The sequence below is a fragment of the Achromobacter sp. 77 genome (assembly GCF_020541125.1).
Taxonomy (GTDB): Bacteria; Pseudomonadota; Gammaproteobacteria; order Burkholderiales; family Burkholderiaceae_B; genus Achromobacter; species Achromobacter mucicolens.
The window spans coordinates 3,194,384-3,210,552 of the sequence record NZ_CP059848.1 but is presented as its reverse complement, the minus strand read 5'-3'; the positions used below and the strand labels follow the sequence as shown (position 1 = coordinate 3,210,552).

General features: G+C 66.9%; 15 protein-coding genes. 4 read left to right on the top strand and 11 right to left on the bottom strand.

The features are described from left to right. Positions 1–35 precede the first annotated feature (35 nt). The 6 genes from H4P35_RS14815 to H4P35_RS14790 all read right to left on the bottom strand — a co-directional run bounded on the left by H4P35_RS14815 (position 36) and on the right by H4P35_RS14790 (position 5,907). Positions 36–1,001 (bottom strand): tripartite tricarboxylate transporter substrate binding protein, encoded by a 966-nt coding sequence (locus tag H4P35_RS14815; protein ID WP_056318153.1) that lies wholly within the window; start codon positions 999–1,001, stop codon positions 36–38. 59 nt (positions 1,002–1,060) lie between these two features. After that, positions 1,061–1,936 carry an NAD(P)-dependent oxidoreductase gene (locus tag H4P35_RS14810; protein ID WP_226846092.1) on the bottom strand — a complete coding sequence of 292 codons (876 nt, stop codon included), beginning with the start codon at positions 1,934–1,936 and terminating at the stop codon, positions 1,061–1,063. Positions 1,937–2,129: 193 nt separating this feature from the next. Next, the gene (locus H4P35_RS14805; protein WP_226846091.1) at positions 2,130–3,086 is read right to left on the bottom strand and encodes a tripartite tricarboxylate transporter substrate binding protein; all 957 of its coding nucleotides are present in this window, start codon (positions 3,084–3,086) and stop codon (positions 2,130–2,132) included. Positions 3,087–3,124: 38 nt separating this feature from the next. Beyond that, positions 3,125–4,093, bottom strand: coding sequence for a tripartite tricarboxylate transporter substrate binding protein (locus tag H4P35_RS14800; protein WP_226846090.1), 969 nt, complete (start codon positions 4,091–4,093; stop codon positions 3,125–3,127). A gap of 69 nt (positions 4,094–4,162) precedes the next feature. Continuing rightward, positions 4,163–4,858: an alpha/beta hydrolase gene (locus H4P35_RS14795; protein WP_226846089.1), complete on the bottom strand. Its 696-nt coding sequence runs from the start codon at positions 4,856–4,858 to the stop codon at positions 4,163–4,165. Between the two features lie 116 nt (positions 4,859–4,974). Beyond that, complete coding sequence (locus tag H4P35_RS14790) at positions 4,975–5,907, bottom strand: LysR substrate-binding domain-containing protein (RefSeq protein ID WP_226846088.1); 933 nt, start codon at positions 5,905–5,907, stop codon at positions 4,975–4,977. A 114-nt stretch (positions 5,908–6,021) separates the two neighbouring features. On the opposite strand from H4P35_RS14790, the gene H4P35_RS14785 reads away from it, so the two are divergent. The 3 genes from H4P35_RS14785 to H4P35_RS14775 all read left to right on the top strand — a co-directional run bounded on the left by H4P35_RS14785 (position 6,022) and on the right by H4P35_RS14775 (position 8,609). Beyond that, the gene (locus tag H4P35_RS14785) at positions 6,022–6,558 is read left to right on the top strand and encodes a thiamine pyrophosphate-binding protein (protein WP_128829144.1); all 537 of its coding nucleotides are present in this window, start codon (positions 6,022–6,024) and stop codon (positions 6,556–6,558) included. Beyond that, positions 6,558–7,157, top strand: a complete 600-nt coding sequence (locus H4P35_RS14780; protein ID WP_226846087.1) for a thiamine pyrophosphate-dependent enzyme — start codon at positions 6,558–6,560, stop codon at positions 7,155–7,157. The genes H4P35_RS14785 and H4P35_RS14780 overlap by 1 nt, the downstream gene beginning before the upstream one ends. Before the next feature lie 168 nt (positions 7,158–7,325). Further along, positions 7,326–8,609 carry a cystathionine gamma-synthase family protein gene (locus H4P35_RS14775; RefSeq protein ID WP_180098588.1) on the top strand — a complete coding sequence of 428 codons (1,284 nt, stop codon included), beginning with the start codon at positions 7,326–7,328 and terminating at the stop codon, positions 8,607–8,609. A 50-nt stretch (positions 8,610–8,659) separates the two neighbouring features. Here the strand turns inward: H4P35_RS14775 and H4P35_RS14770 are convergent, their stop codons facing one another. Next, positions 8,660–10,180, bottom strand: coding sequence for an MFS transporter (locus H4P35_RS14770; protein ID WP_180098589.1), 1,521 nt, complete (start codon positions 10,178–10,180; stop codon positions 8,660–8,662). Between the two features lie 137 nt (positions 10,181–10,317). Here H4P35_RS14770 and H4P35_RS14765 point away from each other — a divergent pair, with 137 nt between their 5' ends. Further along, positions 10,318–11,190, top strand: a complete 873-nt coding sequence (locus H4P35_RS14765; protein ID WP_152384638.1) for a LysR family transcriptional regulator — start codon at positions 10,318–10,320, stop codon at positions 11,188–11,190. 11 nt (positions 11,191–11,201) lie between these two features. Here H4P35_RS14765 and H4P35_RS14760 read toward each other — a convergent pair whose 3' ends face one another. From H4P35_RS14760 to H4P35_RS14745, 4 genes are all read right to left on the bottom strand, one after another. Continuing rightward, positions 11,202–11,888, bottom strand: a complete 687-nt coding sequence (locus tag H4P35_RS14760; protein WP_226846086.1) for a GntR family transcriptional regulator — start codon at positions 11,886–11,888, stop codon at positions 11,202–11,204. Positions 11,889–12,049: 161 nt separating this feature from the next. Continuing rightward, positions 12,050–13,033 (bottom strand): tripartite tricarboxylate transporter substrate binding protein, encoded by a 984-nt coding sequence (locus tag H4P35_RS14755; protein ID WP_056318169.1) that lies wholly within the window; start codon positions 13,031–13,033, stop codon positions 12,050–12,052. 39 nt (positions 13,034–13,072) lie between these two features. Continuing rightward, positions 13,073–15,013, bottom strand: coding sequence for an acyl-CoA synthetase (locus tag H4P35_RS14750; RefSeq protein WP_226846085.1), 1,941 nt, complete (start codon positions 15,011–15,013; stop codon positions 13,073–13,075). Positions 15,014–15,029: 16 nt separating this feature from the next. Further along, complete coding sequence (locus H4P35_RS14745) at positions 15,030–16,163, bottom strand: acyl-CoA dehydrogenase family protein (protein WP_226846084.1); 1,134 nt, start codon at positions 16,161–16,163, stop codon at positions 15,030–15,032. Positions 16,164–16,169 lie beyond the last annotated feature (6 nt).

Sequence of the window (16,169 nt, the reverse complement as noted above, 5' to 3'; positions counted from 1 at the left end):
TCTGCTCCTGATCGCTGGATGGATACGTGTGGGGCTTACTGCTTGGGAATGCCGGCTTCTTGCACGACCTTGCCGAAGGCGTCGTGATCGGCGCGATGGCGGCGCGCCAGGTCCTCGGGCGAGCCCTTCAGGACGCTGTAGCCGGCCTCTTCAAGCTTCTTGATCAATTCGGGGTTGGATTGCACCTTCTGCAATTCGGTGTTCAGCGCGGCGACGACATCGTCCGGCGTCTTGCCCGGCGCCATCAGGCCCCACCAGATCGATTGGTTGATGGTCGGAAAGCCGCTTTCCGGGAAGGTGGGCACGTCCGGCAGGGCGGGCGAGCGCTCATTGGCGACCACGCCCAGCGCGCGCACCTTGCCGCCGCGGATCTGCGGCAGCAGCGACGCCACCGAGCCGACGTACATGTCGATCCGGCCGCTGGCCAGATCGGGGAAGGCCTGGCTCCAGCCACGGTAGGGCACGTGCATCAGTTCCATCTTGGCCGCCTTGCGCCACAGATAGCCGGTCAGGTCACCGGTGCCGCCGATGCCGGGGATCCCCAGCGAAACCAGGTTGGGCTTGGCCTGGGCGGCCTTCACGACGTCGCCGAGCGACTTGAAGGGCGAGTCGGGCAGCACGACGAAGACACTGGGCGAGGAGGCCACGGGGCCTACCGGCTTGAAGTCCTTGAAGGTGTCGTAGCTGAGCTTGCTGTAGAGCCACGGGTTCAGCACGATGTTGTCGGTCTGCGCCATGACGAGCGTGTGGCCGTCCGGGCGGGCGCGGGCCGTGGCGTCCAGCGCCAGGTTACCGCCGGCGCCGGGCTTGTTCTCGACCACGATGTTCCAGCCGGCGTCCTGGCTGATCGCGCTGCCGATCATGCGCGTCAGCGTGTCGGTGCCGCCGCCGGGCGGGAAGGGTGAGATCAGGGTGATCGGCGCCGAGCCCAGGTCGGCGGCCTGCGCCGCGGCGCAGCCCAGCACCAGGGATGCGGCCAGCAGTTTCTTGAACAGTTTCATTGTCTTCCTCACTAAGTGTTATTGCGGATTCGGTCCGCGCTCTGGGGCGCGGTGGGGTGTCAGGACTGGCGGGCCAGCGTGGTCAGCCAGGCAAGGCGCGCCTGGACCGTGTCGGCGGCCGGGGCCTCACCGTTCGCGCGCGCGGCCTCGATGCCGCGGGCGGACCGGGCAAAGAGCGCTTCGACGCCGTTGAGCGCCAGCGGCTCCAGACCCGCTTCATGCAACTGGTCGCGCGCTTCGCGCACCTCGGCCAGACGGCGCGGCGCGTGCAGCACGTGCGAGCGCACGAACGAATCCATGAACGCCGTCAGCGGCGTGCGGTCGATGTCGGCCAGCACTTCGTACAGCGAATCGCGCAGGCCCATGCGTTCGGCCGCCACCAGGCATTCGACCGCCAGGCTTTCCATGCCCTTGGTCATGATGCTGCGCAGAAGCTTCAGGCGCACCGCATCGCCAGGCTTTCCTTCGATGATCCGGACTGTCGCGCCCGCGCTTTCGCCCAGCGCCGTCACAACCGCCGCGCCATCGCCGGCGCACAGCAGCGGCGTCTTCTCGGCCAGCAGGGCGATGGCGCCCATGATGGCGACGTCCATGAAGGGAATGCCGTGTGCGGCAGCTGCGGCGGCGGCCTTCTGCATGTCGGGGGCGCTGGCGGTGGTGAAGTCGGCGTACACCGCATCGGCGCGCATATGCGGTAGCGCCTGGGCCGCGACCTCGGCGGCGTTGTAGCCGTACACGGCGGAAACGACGACGTCCGCTTCCGCGAGCCAGGCGCCAGGTTCGGCATGCAAGATTGCCCCTGCGGCCTGCGCGCGGTCCGCCATGTCGGCGTCCGAACGCAGGTCGCAGATGCCGACGATGCGATGTCCGGCGGCGGTCCAGGCGCGGGTATAGCAATGTCCGACTTCGCCGCATCCAATGAGTGCAATTTTCATCTTAGAAAAACACATAAAAAAAACAGTATGTGTTTATAGATCGGCTTTTTCCGGAGATAAAGGGGGCGTTTACCCTAGGTTTTGTTTAATTAAAGTACATAAAAAAAACAAACAGGGCCAAAAAACACATCGCAAGGGGCGTCCGGAAGGTGGATGCCAGGCAGCGGCGCAAGCGCTGCCCGGCATCAGGCGCCTACTTTTTCGTGTTCGCCTCTTCCTGAAAGGCGCGTGTCTGCCGGGCCAGGCTGGCCCTCCATTCCTCGCCCGGCTGAAAGGCCAGCACGGCGGCGTCGCGCCCCGATGCCGCCAGGAAGGCAGGATCCTTCAGCGTGTCTTGAAGCGCCTGCTCCAGCTTGTCGCGGATGGCGTCCGGCAAGGTCGCCGGGCCGCCCATGCCGCGCTCGGACGAATATCGCAGCGTCACCCCGGACTCCGCCGCGGTGGGAATGGTGTTGTGGCGCTTGTCGCTGGCGATGGCGATGGCCTCGAAGGGGCCTTTCGGGTCAACCAGTTCCGGCACTTCGCTCACGGTAATCAAGCCGTAGTCGATGTGATCGCCCAGGATCCCCAGACGGATATCGCCGCCGCCCTTGAACGGCACGCTTGTGCCGCGTACGTTCTGGCTGCGCTCCATGTCCATCAAGGCCAGATGTCCGGTCGTGCCGTCGCCGCTGTGGCCGAAGGACAGCGATTCGGGCGACTGCTTCAGCTTTGTGACGAGTGACTGCAGGTCGTCCGGCGCTTTCGACCCGCGCCGCTTGATGAAAAGCAGCGGGTCGTCGACGAGACGGGCGATGAGCCGGATGTCCTCGGGTTTGTACTTCGCGCCCTTGCTGACCGGTAGATAAACGAAGCCGGGGGCGTTGATCATGCCCAGCGTGTAGCCGTCCGGCTTGGCGGCGGCAACGTAGCGCACCGCAATTTCTCCGCCCGCGCCCGGCTTGTTGATGACGATGATCCGCGCCTTGCCGCCCAGGCGCTTTTCCATGTGCTGGGCAACCAGCCGCGCCATGACGTCCGTGCCGCCGCCGGGCGCGAATCCCACCACCAGTTCGATCGGACGATCGTCGGGCCACGCTGCATGCGCCACGCTAGCCGCCAGCGCCAGCGCCCCGGTCACGAAAATCCGTTGAAATGCAGTTGCCTTCATGCCTGTCTCCTTGATGGGCTGTCGTGCGCTTTTGCGCGTCAATTGACCCGGATGCCTGCGGACTGGATGAGCTGGCGGTAGCGGTCCAGTTCCTCTGCCCAGAAAGCCGTGAATGCCGCAGGCGTGCTTTGGTGCAATTCGGCACCCATTGCGATGAGCCGTTGCGAATAGGCGGGATCGGACATCACGGCGTTCAGGGCGCTGCTCAACTTGTCCACAATGGGCGCGGGCGTGCCGGCCGGCGCCGCCAGGCCGAACCACGTCGTCAGTTGCATGCCCGCCATGCCCAGTTCCTTGAACGTCGGCACGTTGGGAATGGCCTTGAGCCGGGCGTCGGCGGCAACGGCCAACGCGCGGACGCGCTGGCTCTGGATGTGCCCGATTGCGCCGTTGTCGAACATGTAGTCGAGCCGCCCGCCCATCAGGTCGGTCAAGGCAGGGTTGTTGCCCTTGTAGGGCACATGCGTGACCTCGATCTTGTTGATCGTGCGGAAGAGTTCGCCGGACAGATGCCCCGAGTTGCCGGTGCCGCCAGAGCCGTAGGTCAGTTTGCCGGGCTGCTTGCGTGCCGCGGCGACGATGTCGATCGGACGCTTGAACGGCGAGTTCTCCGAGACGATAAGCACGCTGGGCACCAGCGCAACTTCACCGATCGGCGCGAAGTCGTTGATCGGGTCGAAATGCACCTTGGCGTACAGATTGGGCGCCGAGACGTTGGCCGAGCTGCTGGCCAGCAGGAGGGTGTAGCCGTCCGGCGCGGCGCGGGCGAATTGGGTGGTTGCGATGGTGCCGGAAGCGCCCGCCACGTTTTCGACCACGACCGTCGCATTCAGGCGCCTGCCCAAGGCATCGCCCAGCGCGCGGCCGATTGTGTCCGCCGAGCCGCCCGCGGGCCAGGGGACGATGAGGCGTATCGGTTTATCCGGATACGGCGCGGCCGCCATGACGGCCGCACTGAATGCGGACGCGAGGGCTCCGCACGCCCAACGCTTGATGGGAAAGCGCATGTCTGTCTCCTTGTTGAACCCTCCCTCTTGCTCGATGGCGTACCGGGGAGGTGTGAAAGGGCGCCGCGATCAATCTGTACGAGCCTTGTCGGCCTCCTTGGGAAGATGCGCAAGGACGAGGGAAAGCAGCAGGTCCTGCGAATGGTTGAAAAAGTGGTCCGCGCCGGGGACGACGATGATCGGATGGGAGGTGGGCCGCGCCCACGCCAGCAACGGCTGCAAGGGCGCCTGCGTGTCCGATTCGCCATGGATCAGCACCACGCCGGCGGGCAAGGGCGGCGTGTCGTAGACCCGGTCACCCTCGACGGCGCCGACCGGCAGCCCGGCCAGGATGGCGGCGTCAGGCGCGGCGTCCTGGTCGGTCAGCGCGCGAATCGCGCGGGCCAGGGCATACGCGCCAAATGAAAAGCCAATCAGCGCCAGCGGTGTATTGGGGGACTCGGCACGTACGGCGTGCACGACGGCGAGAATGTCTTCGGATTCGCCCAGGCCATGGTCATACACGCCGGCGCTGGCGCCCACGCCCCGAAAGCTGGGCCGTATCGCGATCCATCCTGCATCCCGGACGCCGTGCGCCAGTCTGTGCGGGATCTTGTGGCGAGGCGTGCCGCCCAACAGCGGTTGCGGATGAGTAACGATGGCCACCCCAACGTGCGGCGTAGCGGGGCGGTCAATCAGCAACGCCAGCGGACCGGCCGGACCGGGGATCAGCCGTGTTTCCGTCCTTGCGCCGGCGGGGAGTTCGGTATCAATCAGGTGGGACATGTCGGCCAGAAAGCGCTGTCAGGTGTCCCAGATTAATCCGTTATGAAAAGGCCGAATAAATAGAATTTCGTGATGGAATTCATCACGGCGGGAGATGGCGCGGCCGGCGCGCGGGGCTACTTGGACAACCAGCGGGCGGACGGCCAGCGTGCATTGCGCACCGCATCGCGCGCGCATTGGATCAACTCGTTCAGGACGCAATGCACGGAATTGGCGATGGGACGGGTGGCGGGTTGCGCCAGCACGATGCGTCGCACCAGCAACGGATCCACGACCGGTGCAGCGGCCAGGATTGCGCGATCCACGTCGTCGGCCACGGCGATCGAGGGCAGGATGGTGTAGCCGTGGCCGTCCAGCACCAGACGCTTCTGCACGCTCATGGCATTGGTCTCGGCCACGATGTGCAGCTCGGTCTCTTGCGTGCGTGCGGCCTGCTCGACCAGCGAACGCAGGCCATGCGGGGCGCCCGGCAACACCAGAGGCCGGCCGATGATGTCAGCCATGCGGACAGGCGTGCGGGTGTCGAGTCCGCTGTCCGGCGGGCCGACGAACCACAGGCTCTCTTCCAGCAAGGTGCGGAATTTCAATGCGGGATTCGGCTTGGAGTCGTACAGCAGCGCGATGTCCACGTCGCCGGTTTCCAGCCACGACTGCAGATGGCCGGCATACCCCGCCGTCAACCGCAGGCGGATGCCGGGATAGTGGGCTGCCACGGCAGACAGCAGCGCGCTGGACAGCATGTCAGCCGTGCTGGGCAAGAGGCCCACGGTGACGATGCCGCCCACCGTGCCGCTGGACGGCCGGATCTCGGCGCGAGCGCGGTCCAACTCGTTCAAGGCGCGCCGCGCGTAGTCCTCCAGCGTCTTGCCGGCGTCGGTCAGTTCCATGCCGAGGCGGCCGCGGGTGAAGAGCGGCGTGCCGATATCGTCTTCCAACAGCTTCAATTGCCGGGAAACCGCAGGCTGCACGATGTTCAGCAGGCGGGCGGCGCTGGTCACGCTGCCGGTCTCGGCCACGGTTACGAACGCCTTCAGTTGCTTCAAGTCCATTGGCGCTCCGGGTATGCGGATGAGTGATTAAATCCATCAGCAAATTCTATTTAGTTGGTAATTCTATAGCGATATAAGATGGCTCGCAGCACTTCAGCCACAGGGAAACCCACCATGACTTCAACGACCACCGAGGCGCCCGCCTGGCAACAAGCCGTGTTCGACGCGCTGAAAGCCGGCGGCATCCGCCAGATCGCCTACGTCCCCGACGCGGGCCATGCCTACGCGATCCGGCAGGCGCAGCAGGATCCGGACATCAACGACGTGGTCCTGACCACAGAAGAAGAGGGAGTTGCGGTCGTCAGCGGCGCGTGGCTGGGCGGCCAGCGCGCCGCGTTGCTGATGCAAAGCAGCGGCGTGGGCAATTGCGTGAACATGTTCTCGCTGCTGCGCAGTTGCAACTTCCCGTTCCTGACGCTGGTGACGATGCGCGGCGAATACGCCGAGTTCAATCCGTGGCAAGGGCCGATGGGCCGGACCACGCAGCAGGCGCTGGAATTGATGGGCATCACGGTGCTGCGGGCATCCGACCCCGACGAGGTGGGAGAGATCGTTGGCGCAGCGCTGGATTCGGCGTTTCTCGCGGGCGAACAGGTGGCCGTGCTGCTGTCGCAGACCTTGATCGGACGTAAGAAGTGGGAGCGCAACTGATGTCGACGAACCTGAATCCACAAGGCGCCGTCGAGCGCCGCGCCTTCGTGTCGCAACTGATCGCCGCCACGCCCGATGCGCTCGTCATCTCGGGGCTGGGATCGCCGTCCTACGACGTGTTCGCCGCGGGCGACCGCGACCATAACTTCTATCTATGGGGCGCGATGGGCGGAGCGGCGGCCCTGGGGCTCGGATTGGCGCTGGCGCAACCCGAGCGCGCGGTGCTCGTCATCACCGGCGACGGCGAGCAGTTGATGGGCGTGGGCACCTTGGGCACCATCGGTGCCAAGCAGCCCCCAAACCTGACCATCCTGGTGCTGGATAACGGGCATTTTGGCGAGACCGGCATGCAGCGCAGCCACACCAGCCTGGGCACGGACCTCGTGGCTGTGGCGCGCGGGTTCGGCATCCGGGAGGCGTTCAGCGTCCGCGAAACCGGCCAGGCGGGGGAAGTCGCCGAGCGCGTGCGGGCGCGGCGCGGCGTCACGTTCGTGCAGGCGTTCATCAGCCCCGACGAGCCGCCCCGCGCGCTACCGTCCCGCGACGGCGTGCACGTGAAGAACCGGTTCCGAGCCGCGCTTGGCCTGCAGCCGTTCTGACTGCGGGCGCTTGGTTGAATGCCACCTCGGTGCCGCTCGCGGCGCCGGGGCGCCTCTGATCTGGTGCGGGTCACAACCTGCAATGTTTCGCTCGCGCCCCGGCGTTATTGTCTGAAAGATGCGTGACGCGCCTGCCCGCTTGGCTGGAACACCAGAAAGAGGCACACCATGACGTACTCGAGCTACCACAAGAAGGACATCTTCGGCCGTCCCCTGCATGCCGAAACCCAGATGATGTCCTATGGCTACGATCCCTATCTGTCCGAGGGGGCGGTCAAGCCGCCGGTGTTTCTGACGTCCACGTTTGCGTTCCGCACGGCCGAAGACGGCGCGGCGTTCTTTGACCTGGTGTCGGGCCGCAAGCCCTTGCCGCAGGGCGAGACGGCGGGGCTGGTGTACAGCCGGTTCAATCACCCGAACCTGGAGATCGTGGAGGACCGGCTGTCGCTGCTGGACGGCTCGCAGGACGCGGCGGTCACGTCCAGCGGCATGTCCGCGATCAGCGCGGTGTTGATGGCTTTTTTGCGGCCTGGCGACCAGTTGGTGCAGTCCGTGCCGCTTTATGGCGGCACCGAGACGCTGATCGGCAAGATCTTTCCGGAGTGGGGCATTGGGTCGCACCCCGTCGCGGACGGGTTGTCGCCCCGCAGCATGCGCACGGCGCTGGAAGCGGCTGCCGAGAAAGGGCCGGTCAAGCTTTTTTATGTCGAGACGCCCGCCAATCCGACCAATGCGCTGTTCGATTTCGAGGCAATGAAGAACGAGCTGGATGCGTTCGAAACGCGGCATGGTTACCGGCCAATCTCGGTATGCGACAACACGCTGCTGGGGCCCATCTTTCAGAAGCCGGCGGAACACGGCGTGGACCTGTCGGTGTACTCGCTGACCAAGTACGTCGGCGGCCACAGCGATCTGGTGGCGGGGGCGGTCACTGGCAGCAAGGCGCTCATCAAGAAGGTGCGCGCCATCCGCAGCGCCTTCGGCTCGCAACTGGACCCGCATTCATGCTGGATGATCACGCGGTCGATGGAAACGGTGGTGCTTCGCATGAAGCAGGCGGCGCGCACGGCGACGCGCGTCGCGCAGTGGCTGGCGGAAAACCCGTACGAAAAGGTGCGGGTATTCCACCCTGAACTGATTGCGGACCGCGCCTATCAAGAGGTCTACAAGCGCCAGTGCACCGGACCGGGTTCGACCTTCGCCTTCGTGCTGGAAGGTGGCCGCGAGCGCGCGTTCCGCTTCATCAATGCCCTGCATCTGTTCCGCTCGGCCGTCAGCCTGGGCGGCACGGAAACGCTGGTGTGCCACCCGGCATCGACGACGCATTCCGGCGTGCCCGCCGAGGAACGCGATGCGGCGGGGGTGTCCGAAGGGCTGATCCGGGTGTCGATCGGCCTGGAACACGAGGAAGACCTGATCGCGGACCTGGATCACGCGTTCCGCAACGGCTGAGCGGCGCGCGCCGCGCGGTGTGCTGACGTTGCGGCCGGGCGGGCGCGCCTTCAGCCCGGTTGTGTTGTCCGCCGGGTGCGGTTCAGCAGCACGAACGCGGCCGTGCCCAGCAGCATGATCGTGGCAGTGGCGATCACCGCGGCGTAGCCGGTTTCGAAGGCGGTTCGGGCCAGCGATGTCAGCGTCGCCGCCAAGTCCGCGGGCAGGCTGCCGGCCACGATGAGCGCTTCGTCCAGGCTGTCGCGCGCCGCGCCGGTGGCCGTCACGCCTGCCGGCACGGAAAGCGACTGCGCGTAGACGCCGGACAGGATCGAGCCCATCAAGGTCACGCCCAGCGCGCCGCCCAGCTCGTACGAGACTTCCTCGATGGACGCGGCCATGCCGGCGCGCTCGGGGGTGGCGCTTTGCATGATGGTGCTGGAGGCGGCTGTCATGGTGGCCCCAATGCCCAGGCCCAGCACGCACAGGCTGATCAGTTGCGGCATCACGGCCCCGTCGTAGGTCAGCAGATAGCCGCCCATGCCCAGTCCCGACACCAGCAGCGCCAGGAACAGCAGGCGCCGGCTGCCGATGCGCCCCAGCAGCAGACCGGCCAGCGGTCCGGCGACGAACGCGGCCAGCGGCAGCGGCAGGATGAAAAGCGCGGACTGGATGGGCGACATGCCCAGGACCAGTTGCAGCCGCTGGCTGAACACGAGTTCCATGCCCAATAGCGCCGCTGCGGCAAACAGCGCCGCCGCCACGGCAGAGCTGAAGGACGGATTGCGGAAGATCGAGAAGTCGATCAGCGGGTAGGGACGCCGCCGCTGCCGCCGCACGAAGATGGCGAGCATGGTGGCGCCTGCTGCGCAGGCCAGCGCGGCGTGCAGCCAGGAAGGCGACGCGCGGCCCAGTTCCTTGAGCGCGTAGGCGCACAGGACCATGCCTGCCATCACTTGCAGCGAGCCGGCCAGATCCCAGGGGCGCGACGCGTCAGGCCGGCTGGCCGGAATGAAGCGCCACGCCAGCGGCAGCGCCAGCAGCACGATGGGCACGTTGATGAGAAACACGGAACCCCACCAGAAATGCTCCAACAGCAGGCCGCCCACGACGGGCCCCAGCGCCGCGCCGCCCGAGGCGACCGACGCCCAGACGCCGATCGCGACGGCGCGCTCGCGCTCGTCGGCAAACGCAAGACGAAGGATGGACAGGGTGGCGGGCATCATCATCGCCGCGCCCACGCCCAGCAACGCGCGCGCGGCAATCAGGACGATTGCGCCGGGCGAGTAGGCGGCAGCCAGCGAGGCCGCGCCGAACACGGCCAGCCCCATCATGAACAGGCGTTTGTGCCCCAGGCGGTCGCCCAGCGTGCCCATGCCCAGCAGCAGGCCGGACACGACAAGTGCGTAGACGTTCACGATCCACAGCTTGGCAGAGGCCGTGACGCCCAGTTCGTGGGTGAGCCGCGGCAGGGCGGTGTACAGGACCGTCATGTCCACGACGATCAGCAGCAACGCGCTGGACACGATGGCCAGCACGAGCCAGCGGCCGGGGGTGGCCGCGGCAACAGCGTTCGAATGAGTCCGCTGCATGGTTCTACTCCTTATTGAAAACCATGATCCCGGCGCGTCGGGCGCGCTCGGGATCACGGATCGCATTATCCATCTAGATATTGGCCATAAAAAGTTGGATTCCATCTATAAAATAGATGGTTAATCAGGAGCACTCCATGCAGTGGACATTGGATCAATTACGGCAATTCGTGGCAGCCGCCGAAGCGGGTTCGTTTTCGGCGGCGGGGCGGCGCATCGGGCGCGCGCAGTCGGCCGTCAGCACGGCGGTGGGGCTGCTGGAGGCGGATCTTGGGGTGGAACTGTTTGACCGGTCGCGCCGCAACGCGGTGCTGACGCCGGCTGGCGAGGTGATGCTGCTAGAAGCCAAGGAACTGCTGCGCCAGGCCGGCGGGTTGTCGCAGCGGGCGCTGGCGTTCGCCGGCGGCCAGGAGGCGCGCCTGTCCATTGCGCTGGATGAAGCCTTGCCTTATCTGGTGCTGGGCGCGCTGGTGGTGGAACTGGCCGAGCGGTTTCCGGCGCTGGAGCTGACGCAACTGAACGGCACCGCGACCGAGGTCGCCGATTACGTGCGCCAGGGCCGGGCAAGCATCGCGTTCCACTTCGACCGGGGCGATCCCGGCAGCGACTTCGCGCACCAATCCCTGGGCAACGTGGCGCAAGGGATTTTCGTCGCGTCCGGCCATCCGCTGGCGGGCTTGCCGCAGGTGTCGCGCGAGGATCTGGCGCGTCACCGCCAGCTGGTCATGCAGATGGAAGGCGTGGAGGACATGGTGCTGAGCCCGACGGTCTGGCGCACCGACAGCTTCTACAGCATTGCGGGCATGGTGGCCGACGGGCTGGGCTTTGCGATCCTGCCCCTGAACATTGCGGAGTACGAGAGTTTTCGTACGACGCTCAGGCCGCTGCCCTGCGCGGAACTGGCGCTGCCCATGCTGGCTGTGCGCACGCTATGGATGCAGGGGGCGGTGCTCAACGAGACCGAGCGCTGGCTGCAGCAGCGCATGGAGCAATTGCTGCGCGCAGGATAGCGGAAGGGGCCTCAGCTCAGCAGCGCGGCGACGAGGTCGCTGCCGGCCTGCTTGTCCCCGTTGAAGTCCAGCGCGGTGAGAACGTGCTCCAGGTGTTCGTCCATCAGGGCGCAGGCCCGCTCGACATCGCCCGCGCGCGCCGCCTCGATGAAGGCGTGATGCTCGCGCGACGAGCAATGGGCATCGTGCGAGGTCTGATACAGCACGGTGATCACCGCGCTGCGCGCCGACAGTTCGCGCAACATGCCGGTCAGGACGGAATTGCCGACGGCTTCGGCGAGCAGGATGTGGAAATGGCTGAGCAGGCGGTTGCGTGTCTGCACGTCGCCGCTGTCGAGCGCGCGGCGTTCCTCGGCCAGGTGGTCGTCGATGCGCTTGTAATCGTCGGGCGTCGCGCGCGCCACGAATTCCCGGGCCAGCGCGGCCTCCAGAATCCGGCGCACCGCATAGACCTCGCGCGCCTCGTTCGCATCCGGCTTGCTGACGAAGGCGCCCTTGTCCGGCACGATGTTGATGAGCTTGTCCTTGGACAGCATCAAAAGCGCCGCGCGGATCTTGGTGCGGCTGACCTTGTAGACCCGGGCCAGGGCCTCTTCGCGCAACCGGGTGCCGGGCGGAAGCTTGTGCGCCACGATGGCGGCGGACACTTCCCTTGCGATGTCGTCGGCGCTGGGGTCTGGCTGGACGTCCTGGATCATGAGGCGCGGCAGGGGCTGCCGGTGTGGAAAATCATCGGGCAGCCAGTCTAACAAAAGGCAGGCGCGGCGGTGGACATTTCTTGCATGCAAAATCTGTCCGCACGCCGCGCCTACGGTCTGGCTCCGGCGGACGGCAACCCTGCCGCCCGAACCGCCGCTTGCTATTTGGCCATCAGCCCCAAATGCTCGATTAGGTCCTTTTCCTTGACGAAGGTCGCCTGCGCCCACGCCTTGTAGTCCTCGCTGCTGCGATAGGCCGGCTCCTGATTGAGCTGCTTCATGACGTCCATGCTGGCCTGATCGAAGAGGGCCTTCTTGAACGCGTCATGCAGAATCTTCACGACCGCCGGGTCCATGCCCTTGGGACCGGCCAGACCGTAGGGGGAAGTGGACACGACCTTGTAGCCCAGCTCTTGCGCGGTGGGCACGTCGGGCCAGCGGGTCGTGCGCTTGTCGCCAAAGGTGACCAGCAGGCGCATCTTGCCGGAATCGACGAACTGGTCCCAGCCCGTGGCGTCGCTCTGCGCCATGACGTGGCCGCCCAGCAGCGCCTGCTGCATGTCGGCGTTGCCCTTGAACGGCACATGGTTCAGCTTGACGTTCGCGTTGATGGCGATCTCTTCGATGATCAGATGCGGCGACGAGCCGATGCCGGTCGAGCCGTAGTCGATCTTGCCGGGTGCCTTGCGCGCGGCTTCGATGTACTCGTTGAACGTCTTGTAGGGCGAATCCGAGCGGACGGTGAAGCCGAAGGTGTAGCCCGACAGGCCCAGGATGAAAGTGAAGTCGTTGATCGGATCCCAGCTGCTTTTCTGCATGTAAGGCATGCGCAGCATTGCCAGCGTGTACAGGGCGATGGTGTAGCCGTCCGGCTTGGCCGTCTTGGCCATGGTGGCGGTGCCCAGCGTGCCGCCCGCGCCGGGGCGGTTCTCCACGATGACGGGCTGGCCCAGATACTTCGAGGCATCCTGCGCCACGATGCGCAGATGCCGGTCGGTCGAGCCGCCGGCCGGGAAGGGCACGATCAGCGTGATGGGTTTGGTGGGAAAGTCGGTCTGCGCACTGGCGGAAAAAGGCAAGGCGGCGCTTGCCAGGGTGAGCGTAAGGGCGGCGAGGCAAGCGCGTCGCAGGGGCAGTCGGGCCATGGGTGTTGTCTCCTGGTGGGTGTTGTTATGGGATGCCAGTCAATCGCGCACGTCGACTTTGACAGGCAGCCGGGACAGCGCCTCGCGCAGGCTGGCGATCAGCGGCGCGGGCGCACCGGCGCCGGCTTCTACGGCGACATCCGGTTGCGCATCGGCCAGCACGCGAAAGACGGGATCGTCTTGGGCGCGGCCAGCCGCTTGCAGGGTGCGCGCCACCACGGCCTCGACCGACACGGCGGTCGCCAGGCGGCGCAAATCGGGTTTGTAGATCTTGCCCACGTTGGTCATGGGCATGCTGTCCAGAATCACCACGCGCTTGGGCCGTGCGGGCCCTTCGTCCACGTGCGCGGCGGCGTAGGCCACCAGTTCGGCCTCGGTCGCGTCACGGCCTTCGGCCAGCGTGACGAACGCGATCGGCAATTCCCCCGCGTAGGCGTCGGGGGCGCCGACCGCCGCGCACAGTTGCACGGCCGGATGCGTGGCCAGGGCGTCTTCGATGGTCTTGGGATCGATGTTGTGGCCGCCGCGGATGATCAGGTCCTTGGCGCGCCCTTGCAGATGCAGGCGGCCCTCGGCATCCATGAAGCCGACGTCGCCGCTGATCAGCCAGCCGTCCTCAGTGAAGGCGTGCGCGGTGTCCGCGGGATCCAGAAAGCCCGGGATGACGTTGGGCGCCTTGATGAGCACCATGCCCGGCGTGCCGGCGGGCAGGTCGCGCGCGGGCTGGCCCGCGGGCATGTCCAGCCCCACGATGCGCACCTGTACATAGGGCAGCGGAAACCCCACGCAATTGACCGGAAATTCACAGCCCGGCGGCGAGATCGACGTGATGCCGGCCATCTCGGTCATGCCCAGGCTTTCGCTGACATGCAGGCCAAACAGGCGCTTGAAGCGCGCGGCCAGCTCGGCGGGCAGGGGCGCCGCGCCCGTGCGGCAGTAGCGCAGCGACGAGATGTCGGCGCCGTCCAGCGGCACCTCGGCCAGCGCGGCCAGGATGGTCGGCACGCCTTGCAGCGAGGTGGCGCGGTGCTTTTCGACCAGACGCCAGTAGTTGCGCAGCACATCGCGGTTGCGCAGCAGCAGGGTGGTGGGAATGACGGTTTCGACGCCAGCCGACAACGCCGCCAGCGACGCCGGCAGCACCCCCGCCACGTGAAAGAGCGGATAGCCGTTGATGACCACGTCGCCCGGCCCGGCGTTTTGCAGCTGCACGGCCGCCCACGCGGAAAACACCTGGTTGGCGTGCGTGTGGATGGCCAGCTTGGGCGCGCCCGTGGTGCCGCCGGTGTGGAAGTAGGCAGCCACATCGCTGGCGCGGATGACGCGTTCGCTGACCAGGCGGTCGGCGGGCTGGGCGGCGCGGGCCGCGTTGAAATCGCGCGCGAAGTCCGGCAGCGCGGGGCGGTCGGCTTCGGCCTCGTGCCACGGCGCCACGCGGAGCAGCGTTTTCAGGGTCGGCACGCGTTCCATCAGGCGCAGCGCCTTGGACCACGAGCCGCATTCCACGTCGGACCCATAGGCGATCAGCGCCTTGGCGCGCGCCGTCGTCATCAAGGACGCCAGCTTGTCGTCGGTCAGAAGGGGATTGAGCGGCTGCACGATGCCTGCCGCCTCGCCGCCCCACAGCGCCAGGTGGTATTCCAGGCAGCCGGGCAGCAGCACGCCCACGGCGTCGCCTTCGCGGAGGCCCAGGCTGTGCAAGAGGTTGGCGGTCTGGTGGATGCCGGCCAGCAGTTCACGGTAGGTCCAGCTGATGGCATCGTCTGCCGGGTCGGCGCTGCGCAGGAAGGTCAGCGCCCGCGTGTCGCCGAACGCGTCGGCGGAATTGCAGAAGATCTCGTACGTGCTTTGTACCGTCAGCGTGTCCGCCAGCGGCCGCGCCTGCAACCGCTGGACGTCCTGCGCCGTGCGTACCGGAAACGGCGCGGCAAAGGGTGCGGCAAAGGGGCGGGCGCGGGTCGAGGATGGGGAGTCGATCATGGCCGTGCCTGCGCGCTCATGCCTGCCCCAGCGCGATGTAGCGCCGCAGGTGGTGGTCTTCGTCGCCCAGCTGGTGATCGATCATGACCAGGCGCTTGGCGTAGTGCGCCAGCGGCAGTTCCCACGTCATGCCGATGCCGCCATGCAACTGGATGCATTCCTCGGCCACCAGCGTGCCGATGCGGCCGATCGTGACCTTGGCGGCGGACAGCGCGCGTTCGCGCGTGGCGCGATCCGGATGGTCCACAGCTGCCGCCGCGTTGATGACGGCCGAGCGGGCCTGCTCGATTTCCAGCAGCACGTCGGCCAGGCGGTGCTGCAAGGCCTGGAAGCTGCCGAGCGGCGCGCCGAATTGGCGGCGCGTGCGCAGGTATTCCAGCGTGGCGTCGCGCGCGCAGTCCATGGCGCCCACGGCTTCCGCGCACAGCGCCAGGATGCCGCGGCCCACGGCGCGTTCCAGCAGCGCGTGACCGGCCTGCGCGTCGCCCAGCAGGGCGTCGGGGGCGAGCTTGACGTTGTCCAGCACCAGTTCCGCGGCGCGGCCGCCATCGATCAGTCCGTAGCCCCGCAGCGCCAGGCCCGGCGTGCCACGGGTCACCAGGAACAGGCCGATGCCCGATTCGTCGTCAACATTGCCTGCCGTGCGCGCCGATACCAGGAACAGGTCGGCATGCTCGCCCGCGTAGACGACGGCCTTGGCGCCGTTCAACACCCAGCCGTCGGGGCTGGATTCGGCGCGCGTGGCCACCTGATTCAGGTCGTAGCCCGACGCCGGTTCGGCGTGGGCCAATGCAGCGGTCAGGCTGCCGGCGATCAGGCCGTCAAGCGCCTCGCGCTGCGCCGGCGAGCCCGCCGCGGCGATGGCGCTGCCGACCATCACGGCGTCCAGGAAGGGCTCGACCACCAGGCCCCGTCCCAGGGCTTCGAAGACGACGGAGATATCGAAGCCCGCGCCGCCCAGGCCGCCATCGGCCTCGGTGAACAGTGCGCCGATGGCGCCCAGCTCGGCGTAGCGGCGCCAGAACTCGGGGCTGTAGCCCTCGCGCGATTCGGCGTGGCGCATGCGCGTGGTGAAGTCGTATTGCTCGGCGACAAAGCGGCGCAGCATGTCCGAGAGCATGCGCCGGTCTTCGGTGTGTTCGAAATTCATGGCCAG

What these genes read in the sequence shown, in the direction of transcription:
- H4P35_RS14765 (WP_152384638.1), top strand. Translation starts at nt 10,318, where the DNA reads ATGCAGTGGACATTGGATCAATTACGGCAATTCGTGGCAGCCGCCGAA.
- H4P35_RS14785 (WP_128829144.1), top strand. Translation starts at nt 6,022, where the DNA reads ATGACTTCAACGACCACCGAGGCGCCCGCCTGGCAACAAGCCGTGTTC.
- H4P35_RS14745 (WP_226846084.1), bottom strand. Translation starts at nt 16,163, where the DNA reads ATGAATTTCGAACACACCGAAGACCGGCGCATGCTCTCGGACATGCTG.
- H4P35_RS14770 (WP_180098589.1), bottom strand. Translation starts at nt 10,180, where the DNA reads ATGCAGCGGACTCATTCGAACGCTGTTGCCGCGGCCACCCCCGGCCGC.
- H4P35_RS14795 (WP_226846089.1), bottom strand. Translation starts at nt 4,858, where the DNA reads ATGTCCCACCTGATTGATACCGAACTCCCCGCCGGCGCAAGGACGGAA.
- H4P35_RS14790 (WP_226846088.1), bottom strand. Translation starts at nt 5,907, where the DNA reads ATGGACTTGAAGCAACTGAAGGCGTTCGTAACCGTGGCCGAGACCGGC.
- H4P35_RS14760 (WP_226846086.1), bottom strand. Translation starts at nt 11,888, where the DNA reads ATGATCCAGGACGTCCAGCCAGACCCCAGCGCCGACGACATCGCAAGG.
- H4P35_RS14780 (WP_226846087.1), top strand. Translation starts at nt 6,558, where the DNA reads ATGTCGACGAACCTGAATCCACAAGGCGCCGTCGAGCGCCGCGCCTTC.
- H4P35_RS14775 (WP_180098588.1), top strand. Translation starts at nt 7,326, where the DNA reads ATGACGTACTCGAGCTACCACAAGAAGGACATCTTCGGCCGTCCCCTG.
- H4P35_RS14800 (WP_226846090.1), bottom strand. Translation starts at nt 4,093, where the DNA reads ATGCGCTTTCCCATCAAGCGTTGGGCGTGCGGAGCCCTCGCGTCCGCA.
- H4P35_RS14805 (WP_226846091.1), bottom strand. Translation starts at nt 3,086, where the DNA reads ATGAAGGCAACTGCATTTCAACGGATTTTCGTGACCGGGGCGCTGGCG.
- H4P35_RS14755 (WP_056318169.1), bottom strand. Translation starts at nt 13,033, where the DNA reads ATGGCCCGACTGCCCCTGCGACGCGCTTGCCTCGCCGCCCTTACGCTC.
- H4P35_RS14750 (WP_226846085.1), bottom strand. Translation starts at nt 15,013, where the DNA reads ATGATCGACTCCCCATCCTCGACCCGCGCCCGCCCCTTTGCCGCACCC.
- H4P35_RS14810 (WP_226846092.1), bottom strand. Translation starts at nt 1,936, where the DNA reads ATGAAAATTGCACTCATTGGATGCGGCGAAGTCGGACATTGCTATACC.
- H4P35_RS14815 (WP_056318153.1), bottom strand. Translation starts at nt 1,001, where the DNA reads ATGAAACTGTTCAAGAAACTGCTGGCCGCATCCCTGGTGCTGGGCTGC.